This window comes from Sphingobium sp. RS1 (assembly GCF_056156825.1).
Map to the genome: position 1 here is coordinate 3,358,501 of NZ_JBLZXE010000002.1, position 14,278 is coordinate 3,372,778.

General features: G+C 63.8%; 15 protein-coding genes. 13 read left to right on the top strand and 2 right to left on the bottom strand.

Translation table 11 applies throughout. The annotated features are described in order from the left end of the window. The first annotated feature begins 456 nt into the window (after nucleotides 1–456). The 12 genes from ffh (at nucleotide 457) to ACNHGR_RS18245 (ending at nucleotide 10,554) form a co-directional block, all read left to right on the top strand. On the top strand, nucleotides 457–1,941 hold the full coding sequence (gene ffh, locus ACNHGR_RS18190) for a signal recognition particle protein (protein ID WP_475287879.1): 1,485 nt from the start codon (nucleotides 457–459) through the stop codon (nucleotides 1,939–1,941). Nucleotides 1,942–2,060: 119 nt separating this feature from the next. Then, nucleotides 2,061–2,501 (top strand): 30S ribosomal protein S16, encoded by a 441-nt coding sequence (rpsP, locus tag ACNHGR_RS18195; protein ID WP_475287880.1) that lies wholly within the window; start codon nucleotides 2,061–2,063, stop codon nucleotides 2,499–2,501. A 5-nt stretch (nucleotides 2,502–2,506) separates the two neighbouring features. Next, nucleotides 2,507–3,001 (top strand): ribosome maturation factor RimM, encoded by a 495-nt coding sequence (gene rimM, locus ACNHGR_RS18200; RefSeq protein ID WP_475287882.1) that lies wholly within the window; start codon nucleotides 2,507–2,509, stop codon nucleotides 2,999–3,001. 31 nt (nucleotides 3,002–3,032) lie between these two features. After that, the gene (locus ACNHGR_RS18205; protein ID WP_475287884.1) at nucleotides 3,033–3,305 is read left to right on the top strand and encodes an antitoxin; all 273 of its coding nucleotides are present in this window, start codon (nucleotides 3,033–3,035) and stop codon (nucleotides 3,303–3,305) included. Further along, entirely contained in the window at nucleotides 3,302–3,700 is a 399-nt protein-coding gene (locus ACNHGR_RS18210) for a type II toxin-antitoxin system VapC family toxin (RefSeq protein ID WP_184270207.1), read from the top strand. The genes ACNHGR_RS18205 and ACNHGR_RS18210 overlap by 4 nt, the downstream gene beginning before the upstream one ends. Beyond that, complete coding sequence (locus tag ACNHGR_RS18215) at nucleotides 3,697–5,199, top strand: serine hydrolase domain-containing protein (RefSeq protein WP_475287886.1); 1,503 nt, start codon at nucleotides 3,697–3,699, stop codon at nucleotides 5,197–5,199. Before ACNHGR_RS18210 ends, ACNHGR_RS18215 begins: the two co-directional genes overlap by 4 nt. Before the next feature lie 37 nt (nucleotides 5,200–5,236). Then, on the top strand, nucleotides 5,237–5,518 hold the full coding sequence (locus tag ACNHGR_RS18220; protein ID WP_475287887.1) for a hypothetical protein: 282 nt from the start codon (nucleotides 5,237–5,239) through the stop codon (nucleotides 5,516–5,518). Then, on the top strand, nucleotides 5,515–6,252 hold the full coding sequence (gene trmD, locus ACNHGR_RS18225; protein ID WP_475287888.1) for a tRNA (guanosine(37)-N1)-methyltransferase TrmD: 738 nt from the start codon (nucleotides 5,515–5,517) through the stop codon (nucleotides 6,250–6,252). Before ACNHGR_RS18220 ends, trmD begins: the two co-directional genes overlap by 4 nt. Nucleotides 6,253–6,258: 6 nt before the next feature. Further along, nucleotides 6,259–6,624 (top strand): 50S ribosomal protein L19, encoded by a 366-nt coding sequence (rplS, locus tag ACNHGR_RS18230; protein ID WP_184270219.1) that lies wholly within the window; start codon nucleotides 6,259–6,261, stop codon nucleotides 6,622–6,624. Nucleotides 6,625–6,970: 346 nt separating this feature from the next. Beyond that, nucleotides 6,971–9,448 (top strand): TonB-dependent receptor plug domain-containing protein, encoded by a 2,478-nt coding sequence (locus ACNHGR_RS18235; protein WP_475287890.1) that lies wholly within the window; start codon nucleotides 6,971–6,973, stop codon nucleotides 9,446–9,448. Nucleotides 9,449–9,529: 81 nt separating this feature from the next. Then, entirely contained in the window at nucleotides 9,530–10,051 is a 522-nt protein-coding gene (locus tag ACNHGR_RS18240; protein WP_184270225.1) for a GNAT family N-acetyltransferase, read from the top strand. Nucleotides 10,052–10,098: 47 nt separating this feature from the next. Further along, the gene (locus tag ACNHGR_RS18245; protein ID WP_475287891.1) at nucleotides 10,099–10,554 is read left to right on the top strand and encodes a hypothetical protein; all 456 of its coding nucleotides are present in this window, start codon (nucleotides 10,099–10,101) and stop codon (nucleotides 10,552–10,554) included. 1 nt (nucleotide 10,555) lies between these two features. On the opposite strand, the gene ACNHGR_RS18250 is transcribed toward ACNHGR_RS18245, so the two are convergent. Beyond that, nucleotides 10,556–11,830, bottom strand: coding sequence for an MFS transporter (locus ACNHGR_RS18250; protein ID WP_475287892.1), 1,275 nt, complete (start codon nucleotides 11,828–11,830; stop codon nucleotides 10,556–10,558). Between the two features lie 103 nt (nucleotides 11,831–11,933). Continuing rightward, nucleotides 11,934–12,731, bottom strand: coding sequence for a TrmH family RNA methyltransferase (locus ACNHGR_RS18255; RefSeq protein ID WP_475287893.1), 798 nt, complete (start codon nucleotides 12,729–12,731; stop codon nucleotides 11,934–11,936). Between the two features lie 130 nt (nucleotides 12,732–12,861). Between ACNHGR_RS18255 and ACNHGR_RS18260 the strand changes: the two genes are divergently transcribed. Beyond that, nucleotides 12,862–13,959: an AI-2E family transporter gene (locus ACNHGR_RS18260; protein ID WP_475287895.1), complete on the top strand. Its 1,098-nt coding sequence runs from the start codon at nucleotides 12,862–12,864 to the stop codon at nucleotides 13,957–13,959. Nucleotides 13,960–14,278 lie beyond the last annotated feature (319 nt).

Below are 14,278 nucleotides of genomic sequence, written 5' to 3' on the forward strand. Positions count from 1 at the left end.
TGATCCTATCGGAAAGTGTGAGGATGCTGTTGGTCCGTGCCTTTCGTGTTGGGAGCAGTGTGCTTTAAATAAGATCCGTTCGTCCTGATCCTGTCGAAGGGCGCGTGCAACGTCGTTGACCTGCGATCGCCTGCGGCCCGACAGGCTCAGGACGAACGGTGATTGGGTGAGGCAGTTAAACGCGTAATGCTCTAGCAGGGAGGGGTGATGTAGGACAGGGAGTGATCTGCCGCCCGGCCATCCTTGCCGTTCCATGCGCCCGCTTGCACTTCTTGCCTCTTTCCCGTAAAGGCGCCCCTGCAATCGGTCGGTCCGCCGTCCGATACCCTGACGACTCCAGGACGCCCAAGAGGGGCATCGGATGGACGCTGGCCGGCGAAGTTTCGCCCGCCGGCGATTTTGTCGTTTGATGGGTAGGCAAGATTTTCCGGGCCTTTCGGCCCAAATGAGGTGGTGATGTTCGATTCGCTAAGCGATCGTCTCGGTGGGGTATTCGACAAGCTGCGTGGGCGCGGTGCGCTTACGGAGGACGATGTCCGCGCCGCGATGCGCGAGGTGCGAATCGCGCTGCTGGAAGCCGACGTCGCGCTACCGGTCGTGCGCCAGTTCGTCGATCAGGCCACCGAAAAGGCCGTGGGCAGCGATGTGCTGCGCTCGGTCACGCCGGGCCAGATGGTCGTCAAGATCGTGTCCGACACGCTCACCGAAGTATTGGGCGCCGAAACCAGCGACCTGATGATCGACGTGGCGCCGCCGGCCGTCATCATGATGGTTGGCCTTCAGGGTTCGGGCAAGACGACCAGCACCGCGAAGATCGCCAAGCGGCTGAAGGAAAAAGAGCGCAAGAAGGTGCTGATGGCGTCGCTCGACGTCCAGCGCCCGGCCGCGCAGGAGCAGCTTGCTGTTCTGGGCACGCAGACCGATGTCGCGACCCTGCCGATCATCGCGGGTCAGCAGCCGGTCGACATCGCCAAGCGCGCCTTGCAGGCGGCGAAGCTTCAGGGCTTCGACGTGGTGATGCTCGACACCGCCGGTCGTCTGCACGTCGATCAGGCGCTGATGGACGAGATGAAGGCGGTTGCCGACGTCGCCGATCCGGCGGAAATCCTGCTGGTGGTCGACTCGTTGACCGGTCAGGACGCGGTGAATGTCGCGACCAGTTTCACCGCGCAGGTGCCGCTGACCGGTGTCGTGCTGACCCGTATGGACGGCGATGCGCGTGGCGGTGCGGCGCTGTCGATGCGCGCCGTCACGGGCCGTCCGATCAAGTTTGCGGGCACCGGCGAAAAGTTGGACGCGATTGAGCCTTTCCATCCGGCCCGTGTGGCGCAGCGCATCCTGGGCATGGGCGACGTCGTGTCGCTGGTGGAACGCGCCGCCGAGACGATCGACGCCGAGGAAGCCGACAAGCTGGCCAAGAAGATGGCTAAGGGTCAGTTCGACATGAACGACCTGCGTGCGCAGCTCAATCAGATGCGCCGCATGGGTGGCTTGGGCGCGCTGGCGGGCATGTTGCCGGGCCTCAAGAAGGCGCAGCAGGCGATGGCCAATAGTGGCGCCAACGACAAGACGCTGATCCATCTGGACGCGATGATCGGATCGATGACGCCCAAGGAGCGGGAAAAGCCCGCCCTGATCAACGCCAAGCGCAAGATCCGCATCGCCAAGGGCGCCGGCCGCACCGTGCAGGACGTCAACCGTCTCCTGAAAATGCATCAGGAAATGGAAACGGCGATGAAGAAGATCCGCAAGATGGGCGGCCTCAAGGGGCTGGCCAAGATGTTCACCGGTGGCGGCGGCATGGGCGGCCTTGGTGGGCTGGGCGGTCCCGATGGTGGCGCGGGCGGTCCGCCCGACCTGTCGGGTCTGGGCGGGCTTGGTGGCCTGGGCGGCAATATGCCCAAGCTGCCGCCCGGCTTTCAGAATTTCATGAAGAAGTGAAGTAACCCGTCATCCCAGCGAAAGCTGGGGCTTCACTTCTCCTTCGGGGGCAGGGAAGCGCCAGCTATCGCTGGGATGGCGACCCCAAAATAAGCAGTTAGTTAGAAAGGTCTATTTCCATGGCAACCTCCATCCGTCTGTCGCGCGGCGGCTCCAAGAAGCGCCCCTATTACCGCATCGTCGTGGCCGACAGCCGCGCCCCGCGTGATGGCAAGTTCATCGAGCGTATCGGCAGCTACAACCCCGTCCTGCCCAAGGGCGACGAGAAGCGCGTCGTTCTGGACGTCGAGCGTGCGAAGCACTGGGTTGCCGCTGGTGCGCAGCCGACCGACCGCGTCGCCCGTTTCCTGGACGCCGCCGGCGTGAAGGAGCGCAAGGCGCGCAACAACCCGAACAAGGCCGAGCCGGGCCAGAAGGCCAAGGACCGCGCTGAAGACCGCGCTGCCAAGGCTGCCGAAGCCGCTGAAGCTGCCGAAGCCGCCAAGGCTGCTGCTGCTGAAGCCGCTGCCGCTCCGGCTGCTGAAGAAGCTGCCCCGGCTGAAGAATCGGCTGAAGGCTGAGCTTGATGACAGACCAGCCCGTCACTCTGGCCGCAATCATCGGCGCGCATGGGGTGTCGGGCGAGGTCCGTCTGAAGCTCTTTGGCGAAGGGGCCGAAAGCCTCAAAAGCTATAAGAGCTTCGATGCGGCGGGGCGCATGCTGACGTTGAAGTCGGTGCGCCCCGGCCCCAATGGCGCGGTCGCCCGCTTTGCCGAGATCGGCGATCGCGGCGCGGCCGAAGCCCTGCGCGGGACGGCATTGACCGTGCCCCGTTCCGCCCTGCCGCCACTGGCCGAGGGCGAATATTATCATGCCGACCTGATCGGCCTGCCCTGCACGTCCAGCAGCGGCGAAGCGCTGGGCACGATCGTCGCGGTCGAGAATTTCGGCGCTGGCGACATCATCGAAGTCGAACGGCCGGCGGTCGAGGGCCAGAAGCCCAAGCGTTTCATGGCGCCGATGCACGCGGTGACCGTGGGCGATGGCAGCGCCGTGATTGACGCGCTTTTCACGGAATAGTATATACACTCCGTATATACGGAGGTTCGCCATGGGCGAAGAGTATAGGGCCAAGGTCTTCAAGTCGGGCAACAGCCTGGCCTTGCGGCTTCCGCGCAGCCTAGGCCTTGCCGATGGCGAGGATGTCGTGGTCATCCCCCATGACGATGGCAGCTTTTCCTTCTGGAAGCAGGATCAGTCGCAAGACGTGTTTTTGGGCCTGTATGGCAGCATGTCGGAAGGTTTCATGAACGACGGGCGCGGAGACGTCGATCAGGCGGATCGTGACTGGGGCGACCATGGTGGCGAGACGGCCGCAGCGTGATCGGCATTGCCTATCTGCTCGACACGAATGTCTGCATCGATTTCCTATTGGGACGTAGTGCGCCCCTGGCGCAACGCATGGGGGCGAATCTTGGCGCATTGGCCGTATCCGCCGTGACAGCCGCGGAGTTGCGTGTCGGTAGCCGCACCTCGGCTGATCCGGCGGGCGATGAACGGCGGATCGACACGTTCCTGTCCCTGATGCAGGTTGTGGCCTTCGATGATGCGGCGTCGCGTGTCTACGCGAAAGTGGTGGGACAGGTCGGGGTGCGTCGGCGCGGCTTCGATCGGCTTATCGGAACGCAGGCGCTGGCCCTGAACGTGCCGTTGATTACGCGTAGCGAGAAGGATTTCGCCGATATTCCCGGCCTGAAAGTGGAGGACTGGACGCGTTGACAGGGCGCTTCTTTTCATGGTTGCTGCTGTTGAGCCTGCTGCCCGCGACGGCGCAGGCGGCTGATGAGAAGAAGATCGAGGCGGCGCTGCAGGCCATCGATCGCCTCTTTGCCGATTTTCAGGTCGATAGCCATGCGCCGGGACTCGTCTATGGGATCGTCGCCAATGGCAGGCTGGTCCATGTGAAGGGGCTGGGGGTGCAGGATCTGGTAGAGAAACGGCCGGTGACGGCCGACAGCCTGTTCCGCATCGCGTCGATGACCAAGGCGTTCACGGCACTGTCGATCCTGAAACTGCGGGAAGAAGGCAAGCTGTCGCTGGACGATCTGGCGGAAAGCTATGTCCCAGAAATGCGCGGCTGGACCTATCCGACCAAGGATAGTCCGCGCATCCGCATTCGCGACCTGCTGACCCATAGTGCGGGGCTGGTCGACGACAATCCCTGGGGCGACCGGCAGACGCCGCTGCCCGACGCGGAGTTCACGAAGATGCTGCAACAGGGCGTGCCGTTCAGCAGCGCGCCGGGCAGCCATTATGAGTATAGCAATTTCGGTTTCGCGCTGTTGGGGCGGATCATCCCCAATGTCTCGGGCCAGCCCTATCGCCGCTATGTCGAGCAGACCCTGCTGACGCCGCTTGGCATGACGTCGAGCGGCTATGAGATTGGCGAATGGCCGGTCGAGCGGCGGGCGATCGGTTATCGCTGGGAGGAGGGACGCTGGAAAGGCGAGCCTGACATGCGGGATGGCGCTTTCGGCGCGATGGGGGGATTGCAGACCAGCGCCAGCGATTATGCGCGCTGGGTGGCGTTCCTGCTGTCCGCCTGGCCGGCGCGGGACGATGCGGATGATGGGCCAGTGTCGCGGGCATCGGTCAGGATGCTGGCCGAGGGCAGCAACTTCACCAGCGTGGCACAGCGCTATGGCGCGAGCGGTGCGGCGGCCTGTCGTCAGTCGCTTTCCTATGGTTTCGGCATGCGGATCGCACAGGATTGCGAACTGGGGCTGACACTGGCGCATGGCGGCGGTTATCCCGGCTATGGCAGCCATGTGATGCTGATGCCCGACTATGGCGTGGGTATCTTCGTCTTCACCAACCGCACCTATAATGGTGGAGCGGGGCCGGCCTGGGATGCGGCCATCGCCTTGCAGAAGGCCGGTGCGCTGATCGAGCGGACGCTCACGGTGTCGCCCCTGCTGGCGGAGGGCTATGCGGCGGCGGGGCGGATCTATGCGGCGGGCGATGCAGGTGCGGCGCGGGACCGGTTGGCGATGAATTTCCTGATGGACAGCGCGTTGGACAGTTGGCGGCGGAAGCTCGCCGCGCTGAAGGGGGAGGTCGGCGCGTGTCAGACCGATGCGCCGGTCAAGCCGAGCGGAGGCCTGTCCGGCAGTTTCACATGGGTTTGTGAGAAGGGAAGGGTAGCCGGCACCATCCTGCTCGCGCCGACGCCGACGGCGCAAATTCAGGAATTGAAGATCGCTATCAAGGCCCCCTGATCTGGACGCTGGGCGCCGCATCGCCTAAGCGCGCTGCATGCCTGTCGTTCCGCAACTTGCCTTGGGTGCCTATCTTTTGTTCCTGCTTGCGTCAGGCTGGCGGCTGTGGGCGATCGGCTGGTCGCCGCGCATCAAGATGCTGACGGCGGTGGCGCTGATCCTGCCGTTGCCGCTGCTGTTCATCATTCCGGGCATGATGCGGCATGATGGCTGGTCGGATATATTGATCCAGTTGGGGATGACTCTGCTGATATGCGGCCTGCTCTGTCTGGCCGGCGGCTTTTCCGCGGCCCGGCTGCGGGCACGGCGGCGCAAATGAGCTTTGCGGCGCAGATATTGACGCTTTACCCCGATATGTTCCCGGGGCCGCTGGGCGCGTCGCTGGCCGGGCGGGCACTGGCTGACGGCAAATGGACCTGCGATCCGATCCATATCCGCGATTTTGCCGCCGATCGCCATCGTACGGTGGACGATACCCCGGCGGGTGGCGGCGCGGGCATGGTGCTGCGCGCGGATATCCTGGCCAAGGCGGTCGATCACGCGCTGGACAAGCGGCCCGAACTGCCGGTGCTGGCGATGACGCCGCGCGGCAAGCCCATCACCCAGCAGCGCGTGCGCGAACTGGCAATGGGGCCGGGCGTGACGATCCTGTGCGGCCGGTTCGAGGGGTTTGACGAGCGGATTTTCGACGCGCGCCCGATCGAGCAGGTCAGCATGGGCGATATCATCCTGTCCGGCGGGGAAATGGCGGCTTTGCTGCTGCTGGATGCTTGTGTTCGGCTGCTTCCCGGTGTAATGGGCGCGGCTTCCAGCGGAGTCGAGGAGTCCTTTGAAACGGGGCTGCTCGAATATCCACATTATACCCGCCCGGTGGAATGGGAGGGGCGCGCGATTCCCGAAGTGTTGCGATCGGGGGATCATGCGAAGATCGCCGCCTGGCGGAAACAACAGGCGGAGGCAGATACACGGCTAAGGCGGCCGGACCTTTGGGAACGTCATATCGGCGTTCGGGACCAGTCGCCCTCTGGTGCGCAGCAAAAGACCAAGGACTGACGTTACATGAACATCATCCAGCAGATCGAGGCAGAAAACATCGCCGCTCTCGCCAAGGATATCCCCGACTTCCGCCCCGGCGACACCCTGCGCGTCGGCGTGAAGGTCATCGAAGGCGAGCGTAGCCGCGTTCAGAACTATGAAGGCGTGTGCATCGCCCGTTCGAACAAGGGCATGGGTTCCAACTTCACCGTGCGCAAGATCTCGTTCGGCGAAGGCGTGGAGCGCGTGTTCCCGCTCTATTCGCCCAACCTCGATTCGATCACCGTCGTCCGTCGCGGCGTCGTGCGTCGTGCGAAGCTTTACTATCTGCGCGGCCGCACCGGCAAGCGCGCTCGCATCGCCGAGCGTCGGGACAATCGCGAAGGTTAAGGGCGCGAAGCCTGATCCTTCGCTGTCTCTTGACAGTTGTAAAAATGAAACAGGCGGTGCCCCCGGAGGGTGCCGCCTTTTTCTTTATGTTACAGATATTTGAACTGTGAAATGCCAGCCCGGTGGTCGGTGTCTAGGCCAGGATTTTGCAGTGCGGCATAAATAGCATTTCGCCGGATGGCGGTTTTATGTCAGCCTTCCGTTTCCAGACGTTGCTGAGTGTTTCTGCTGCCGGGCCATATGGTTTCGGGAAAGAAATCGCTCATGCCAAGTACAGGGGTGAATTTGAGATAAGAAAAAATATCAGGGAGAGGCCTCACCAATAATAATATTAGGGGGCTGTTTCATGAACTATAGGGGTCTGGTTTCTCGCGCTGCGATTGCCGTCGCGATCAGTTCTTCTTCCGTTGTATTTGCTCAGGATAGCGCGCCGCAGGCTGCGGCGGTCGATGAAGGCGCCGCCATCATCGTCACCGGCACCCGCGCCACCGGCGTCACCGCCGCTGAAAGCGCCGCACCGATCAAGGTGCTCGACAGCGCCAGCCTCGAAAAGGTTGGCCAGCCCAACCTCAACCAGGTTCTGACCCAGTTGGTGCCATCCTTCACCGCTGAAGCCTTTGGCGGCGATACCGCCAACCTGACCCTGTCGGCGCGTCTGCGTGGCCTCAGCCCGAACCATGCGCTCGTGCTGGTCAACGGCAAGCGTCGCCATGGCACGTCCAACCTGCATGTGCTGAGCGGCCCCTATCAGGGTGGTGCCGCGCCCGATCTCGACATGATCCCGCCCGGCGCGATCGGTCGCATTGAGGTGCTGGAAGACGGCGCCGCCGCCCAATATGGGTCGGACGCGATCGCCGGTGTCATCAACATCATCCTGAAGGACGAGAAAGACAGTATTTCCGGCAGCTTTACCGGCGGCCAATATTATGAGGGCGATGGCACCACCTATTCGGGCAGCATCACCTTCGCGCCGAAGATCGACGACGATACCTATCTGAACTTCACCATGTTCCATCGCTTCCATGGCTTTTCGCAGCGGGGCGGGGTGGATTCGCGCATCTACAACAAGGATGGTTCGGTCCGTGATGATCTGAGCGCGGCGCATGCCGCGATGGTCGCCGTCGGCCTGCCCAATGCGCCCTATACCAACCGCATCGTCGGCGACTCCCGCTCCACGCTCAGCACCGTCATGTACAATGCCGGGCATGATTTCGGCGGCGTCGAAATCTACGCCTTCGGCAGCTATGGCCGGCGCGAGGCCAGCGCCTATGAAAATTATCGGCAGCCCTGGCGCGTGTCGCGTTCGCCGGTTCTGGGCGTAGCGGGCGAGGACATCCTGATCAGCCCCACCGGCTTCAACCCTCGCGAGGCGATCAAGGAGGATGATTTCTCCAACACCGGCGGCATCAAGGGCGAGGCTGGCGGTTTCCGCTGGGACATCAGCACCACCTACGGTCAGGACTATGCCAAGCTCTACACGCTGGATTCGGCCAACCGCACGCTGTTCATCAACACCGGCTATACCCCGTCCAACTTCTATGACGGTTTCCTGAAGGCGTCGGAATGGACCACCAACATCGACATCGCCAAGGAGATCGAGGCGGGGCTGGCTGCGCCGATCAACGTGGCGTTCGGCGGGGAATATCGCGAAAACCTGTTCCAGATCGGCAAGGGCGACTTTGCGTCGACCTATTTCGAAGGTGGCCAGTCCTATCCGGGCTTTTTGGCGACCGACGCGGGCAAGCATAAGCGCAACAACAAGGCGGCCTATCTGGACGTCGCGCTGAACCCGGTCGATATCTGGAAGATCGATGGCGCGGTGCGCTTCGAGGATTATAGCGATTTCGGCACCAAATGGACGTGGAAGGTGACGAGCCGCGTCGACTTCACCGATCAGGTGGCGGTGCGTGGCACGGTCAGCACCGGGTTCCGGGCGCCGTCGCTGCTGGAATCCTATTACAGCTCCACCAATGTCGGTCCGACGTCGGCTTATGTTCAGTTGCCGCCGAACAGCGCGGCGGCCAAGCTGCTGGGCTATGATGATCTGAAGCCGGAAACATCGACCAATTACAGCCTGGGTCTGGTGCTGCGGCCCATCCCCAAGCTGAACATCACGCTCGACGCCTATCAGGTGAAGATGAAGAACCGCATCGTCGGCACCGGATCGATCGTCGGCCTGACCAGCGGCGTGGTGACGAACCAGGCGGTGCTGGATGCGATCGCAGCCCATGGCAATGTGCTCGATCCCTATGTGCTGGAAGTGGGCGACGCAGGTATCAACCTGTTCACCAACGGCGCGGATACCCGCACCCGCGGCGTCGATCTGACCGCCAGCTATCCGACCCCGGTCGGCGAGGGATCGATCCTCTGGTCGCTGTCGGCCAACTATAACACCACCAAGATTACCAAGCTGCGCCTGCCCGAGGATCTCTATGCCGCCGACGCGCGCAGCGTGCTGGAGAAGGCGTCGCCGAAATATAAGGTGATCGCCGGCGGCCTGTTCACGCTGGGTGGCCTCAGCGTGAACCTGCGCGAAACCTTCTACGGCAAATCGTCGCAGGTCGTGATCTATGGCGGGACGACGCCGACGGTGAAGGCCGGGGCGGCCGCGATCACCGACCTTGAGGTCAGCTATGAACTGACCAAGGGGCTGACGATCAGTGCCGGTGCCAACAACCTGTTCGACAAGAAGGCCGACACCGTGCCCAATGACGCGGACGGCCTGCCCATCGACGGCGGCGCGGTGCTGGATGCACCCGTCACCTTCACGCCCTATGGCATCAATGGCGGCTATTGGTACGGCAAGGTCGGCTTCAAATTCTGACGCCTTCTTGCACGATCTGATGCCAACTGGTGAAGGCCGGTCCCTTGCGCGGGGCCGGTCTTTGCTGTTTCAGGCCATCCCATGACACGATTGACGCACCGGCTGGCGACCGCCGCCGACGAAACCGCCCTGTCCGCGCTGATGACGCTGGCGATCGAGCAATTGCAGGCGACATGGCTGACGCCCGAGCAGGTGGCGGCGAGCCATGGCTTCATGGGGCTGGACAGCCGGTTGATCGCAGACGGCACCTATTATGTGATCGAGGATCAGGGTGCGATCGCCGGCTGCGGCGGGTGGAGCCGGCGAGCCACGCCCTATGGCGGCAATCACAGCGCCGGGCGCGACGACCGGGCGCTGGACCCGGCGACCGAAGCGGCGAAGGTGCGGGCAATGTACACCCACCCCGATCATGTGCGCAAAGGCGTGGGGACGCTGATCCTGTCGCTGTGCGAAGTGGCGGCGCGGGCGGAAGGTTTCAGGGCACTGGAATTGTCGGGGACGATGGCGGGCGTGCCCCTTTACCGCAGCTTTGGTTTCGAAGGCGTGCGAGAATTTGAAGATAGCGGCGTGCCAATGCTGCTGATGCGCAAGATGCTGGCCTGACGGAACTGCGGGTCGCTCCGGGCGCTTGTCTTTCCAGAGGAGAGATTATGCGCGCAGGGTTATGGATGGTGGCCGGTGGTGTCGCCTTGGTCCCGGGGCCGCTGGCTGCTGCCGGCGGGAGCCTTTGGCACTATAGTTTCCAGAACGGCATCGGTGAATATCTGACCGGGATGTGGGATGCGCCGACTGGCGGGGCGCTCAACCTGTCGTGCAAGGATGGCGACGTCACCATCATGGCGCAGATCAAGGGGCAGGCACCGCCGGCGAACAGCGCCTTGAAGCTGGTCGCTTCCTCCCGCGCCGGGGTCAGTGAGAGCGTCTTTACCACCGATGCCCAAGGGGCCGCGCCGATTGCCGATGTGGCGGGATCGGGCGCCTTCGCTCGTTTGTGGGGTGACCTGAGGGCGCGGGATATCGTGACGTTGCGCTATGCCGACGGGCGGTGGGCCGTGCTGTCGCTGGCGGGTGCGCAGAAGACCTTGCCGCGCACCCCCTGCGGCTAAATCAGCTCTGGCGGCTGGTGAACCAGAGGCCGCCCAGGCTGATGACTGCGGCCGCCGACATATAGAGGCCGACAAGGCCCACGCCCTGCATCCCGATCAGCCAGGTGGCGACGATCGGGGCGAGCGCGCCGCCGATGATACCGCCCAGGTTGAAGGCGAAGGAGGCGCCGGTGTAGCGCAACTGGATCGGGAAGAGGGCAGGGAGGTAAGCGCCCAGCGGCCCGTAGATGAAGCCCATGACGAACAGCGCAAGGCTGAGCGCGACGAAGATCGGCAGCAGCGCGCCGGTGCCGATCAGCGGGCCGAAGACGAGGCCCATTGCGACGGTGCCGGCGCAGCCCCATGCGAGCGCGGTCGTGGGGGTGGTGCGATCCGACCACCAGCCGGCCACTATGATGCTGAGCGCCATGAACAGGATCGCGCCCAATTGGATGGCGAGGAAGATTTCCCGGTCGATCTTGAGCGCGGTGGTGCCGTAGCCGAGCGCAAAGGCGGTGGCGATATAATAGACCGCGAAGCAGGCGGCGCAGGCGAAGGTGCCGGCGATCGCTGCGCCGAGGTGTGAGGAGAGCAGGGTGGCCAGCGGCACGGCAGGCGGCGGCGTTTCCTTCTGCGCGGCAGCGAATTCGGGCGTTTCGGTGAGTTTGAGGCGGACCCAGAGGCCCAGGATCACCAGTACCGAACTGGCAATGAAGGGCAGGCGCCAGCCCCAGGCGAAAAAGTCTTCGTCGGTCAGGAACGCGCCCAGCAGCAGGAACAGGCCGTTGGCGGCGATGAAGCCGACCGGGGCGCCCAGTTGCGGGAACATGCCGAAGCGCGCGCGCCAGCCGGGTGGGGCGTTTTCCACCGCCAGCAGCGCCGCCCCGCCCCATTCCCCGCCCAGGCCAAAGCCCTGACCGAAGCGCAGCAGGCACAGGATCGCGGGCGCCCAATAACCGATCATCTGATAGGTCGGCAGGAAGCCGATCAGCAGCGTACAGCCGCCCATCAGCATGAGCGAAACGACCAAAGTGGCTTTCCGCCCGATGCGGTCGCCATAATGGCCGAACACCGCCGCGCCGACCGGCCGGGCGAAGAAGGCGAGGGCCAGGCTGCCATAAGAAGCCATCAGCTGCGCCGTGGGCGAGGAGGCGGGGAAGAAGAGGAAGGGGAAGATCAGGCTGGCGGCGGTAGCGTAGATGTAGAAGTCGTAAAACTCCACGGCCGTGCCGATGAGGCTGGCCGCGAGCACGCGCTTGTGCCGCCACATTTCGCCCATGCCGTTGGTCTTCGTCATCGCACTTCGCCCCCTTGGCGTCATGCCAGCGAAAGCTGGCATCTCCCTTCTTCCGTCGTTCAGAAGAAAAGCGAGATCCCGGCCTTTGCCGGGATGACGGTGATTACGCTCGTCGTTTCTGGTTCAGCAATTCATAGGCCATGACCGCCGTGGCCACGGCCGCGTTCAGGCTGTCCGCCTTGCCGAGCATCGGCATCTTCACCAGCTGGTCGCATTCCGCCTCATAGGCTTCGGGCAGGCCCTGCGCTTCGTTGCCCACCAGCAGGAAGCTGGGGCTGGCGTAGCGTGGTTCCTGATAGTCCTGCGTGGCTTTCAGGCTGGTGCCGATCAGTTCGCCGGGGCCTTCGCGCAGCCAGTGCATGAATTCGCCCCAGCGCGCCTGGGTGATGGACTGGGTGAAGAGCGCGCCCATGGAGGCGCGGACCGATTCGACCGAGAAGGGGTCGACGCAGTCGTCGATCAGGATGAGGCCGCCCGCCCCCACGGCGTCGCCGGTGCGCAATATGGTGCCGAGATTGCCGGGATCGCGCAGCGACTGGGCGACGATCCAGATGTCGGCCTTGCTACGGTCCAGCTTGGCCAGCGGGGTCAGCCGGTCGCGATAGACGCCGACGACCGCCTGCGCATTATCCTTGCCGCTGATCTTGGACAGGATGTCGGGCGTGGTTTCGATGACGTCGCCGCCGTCCGCCTCGATCGCGTCGATCAGCTCCAGCGCCAGCGGATGCGTCGATCCGGCGTGGAACAGCATTTCGGGCAGCACGCCTTCCTCGCGCGCTTCGGTGAGGATGCGCAGCCCTTCCGCCAGGAACAGCCCCTCCGCCTTGCGATGCTTCTTTTCCCGCAGCGATCGGACGCGCTTCACCAGCGGGTTGGAAAATCCGGTGATCTCGCGTGCCACGGTGATTGCTGGTCCCAAAAGAGCGAAAGAAGCGGCCTCCTTACCCATGGAAAGGCGAAAAGGACAGGGGGCAGGTTATGATGATCGTTCGGCGATGGATTTGGCGCGCGATTTTTGCGAAGGGACGGTCATGGATGCCAAAACGCCCCCGCCGCTGAACGTCACGCCGAAAATCGAGGATGGCTTCTTCCTTGGCGTCGTGCTGGTCGTGTCGATCGCCTTTGCGCTGGTGATCGAGCCCTTCTTTGCCGCCGTGCTGTGGGGCGTGATCGCCGCGATCGTGTTCGCGCCGCTCAACCGGCAGATATTGTCGGCTATCCCGAAGCATCCCAATGGCGCGGCGCTCATTACCTTGCTGCTGATCCTGGGCGTGGTGATCGTCCCGGCCTTTGTGCTGAGCGCGGCGCTGTTGCAGGAAGCGGCCTATTTCTATGGCAAGGTCCAGACGGGCGAGATCAATTTCGTGCGGCTCTTTTCCGATACGATCGCGGCGTTGCCGGACTGGCTGCGGCCCTATGTCCGCCGCCTTGGTCTCACCAACTTCTATGCCGCGCAGGAGATGGTGACGAAGGGCGTGACCAGCAGTTTCCGCACGCTGGCGGCGCAGGCGTTCCAGATCGGGCAGAGCGCGTTCAGCTTCCTCGTCGCGCTGGGCGTGATGCTGTACCTCACCTATTTCCTGCTGCGCGATGGCGAAGCGCTGTCGCGGCGGATCGCGGCGGCCGCGCCGCTGCGCCCCAGCCAGCGGACGGCGCTGATCGAACAGTTCGTTATCGTCATCCGCGCCACGATCAAGGGCAGCATTGTGGTCGCCATCGTGCAGGGGCTGATCGGCGGCATCGTCTTCTGGGCGCTGGGGATACAGGGCGCGCTGCTGTGGGGCGTGCTGATGGGCGCCTTCTCGCTGCTGCCGGCGGTGGGGACGGCGATCGTCTGGGCGCCCGTCGCCATCTATCTCTTCGCGACCGGGTCGATCTGGCAGGGAGCGGTGCTGGTCGCCTGCGGCGTGCTGGTGATCGGCATGGTCGACAATGTGCTGCGCCCGATCCTGGTGGGGCGCGACACGCGGATTCCCGACTATGTCGTGCTGATTTCCACGCTGGGTGGGCTGGAACTGTTCGGGTTCAGCGGCATCGTGATCGGGCCGGTGATCGCGGCGCTGTTCATCGCGACCTGGAATATCTTCACCCGGATGCGCGGAGCGGATGAGGCGGTCGCGGCAGGGTAACGGCGACGCGTCTGGGCGAAGTTCACAGTGTCGCAGGGGTTTTTGCGGCTTTTGCGCTCGCGAGGCTGCCCCGAAGCGCTCGCGACGCGCCTCTTGCGCGATGGCCGGGTCATGCCTGCGCGTTCGTGATGCGACGGTGCCGCGTCCGCCACGCACCGGGGCAGGCGAAGCGTGAAATTTTTTCGCGTGAGAGAGGCGGCGCTGGTCCATCCATCAGGATGGACCAGAGGAAATCCTATATTGGAAGCGGAAAGCGGCGGGGTTGGTGACGACCAATGACGGACGATCTGTGCTCCTGCGAAAGCAGGAGCCTAGGGGC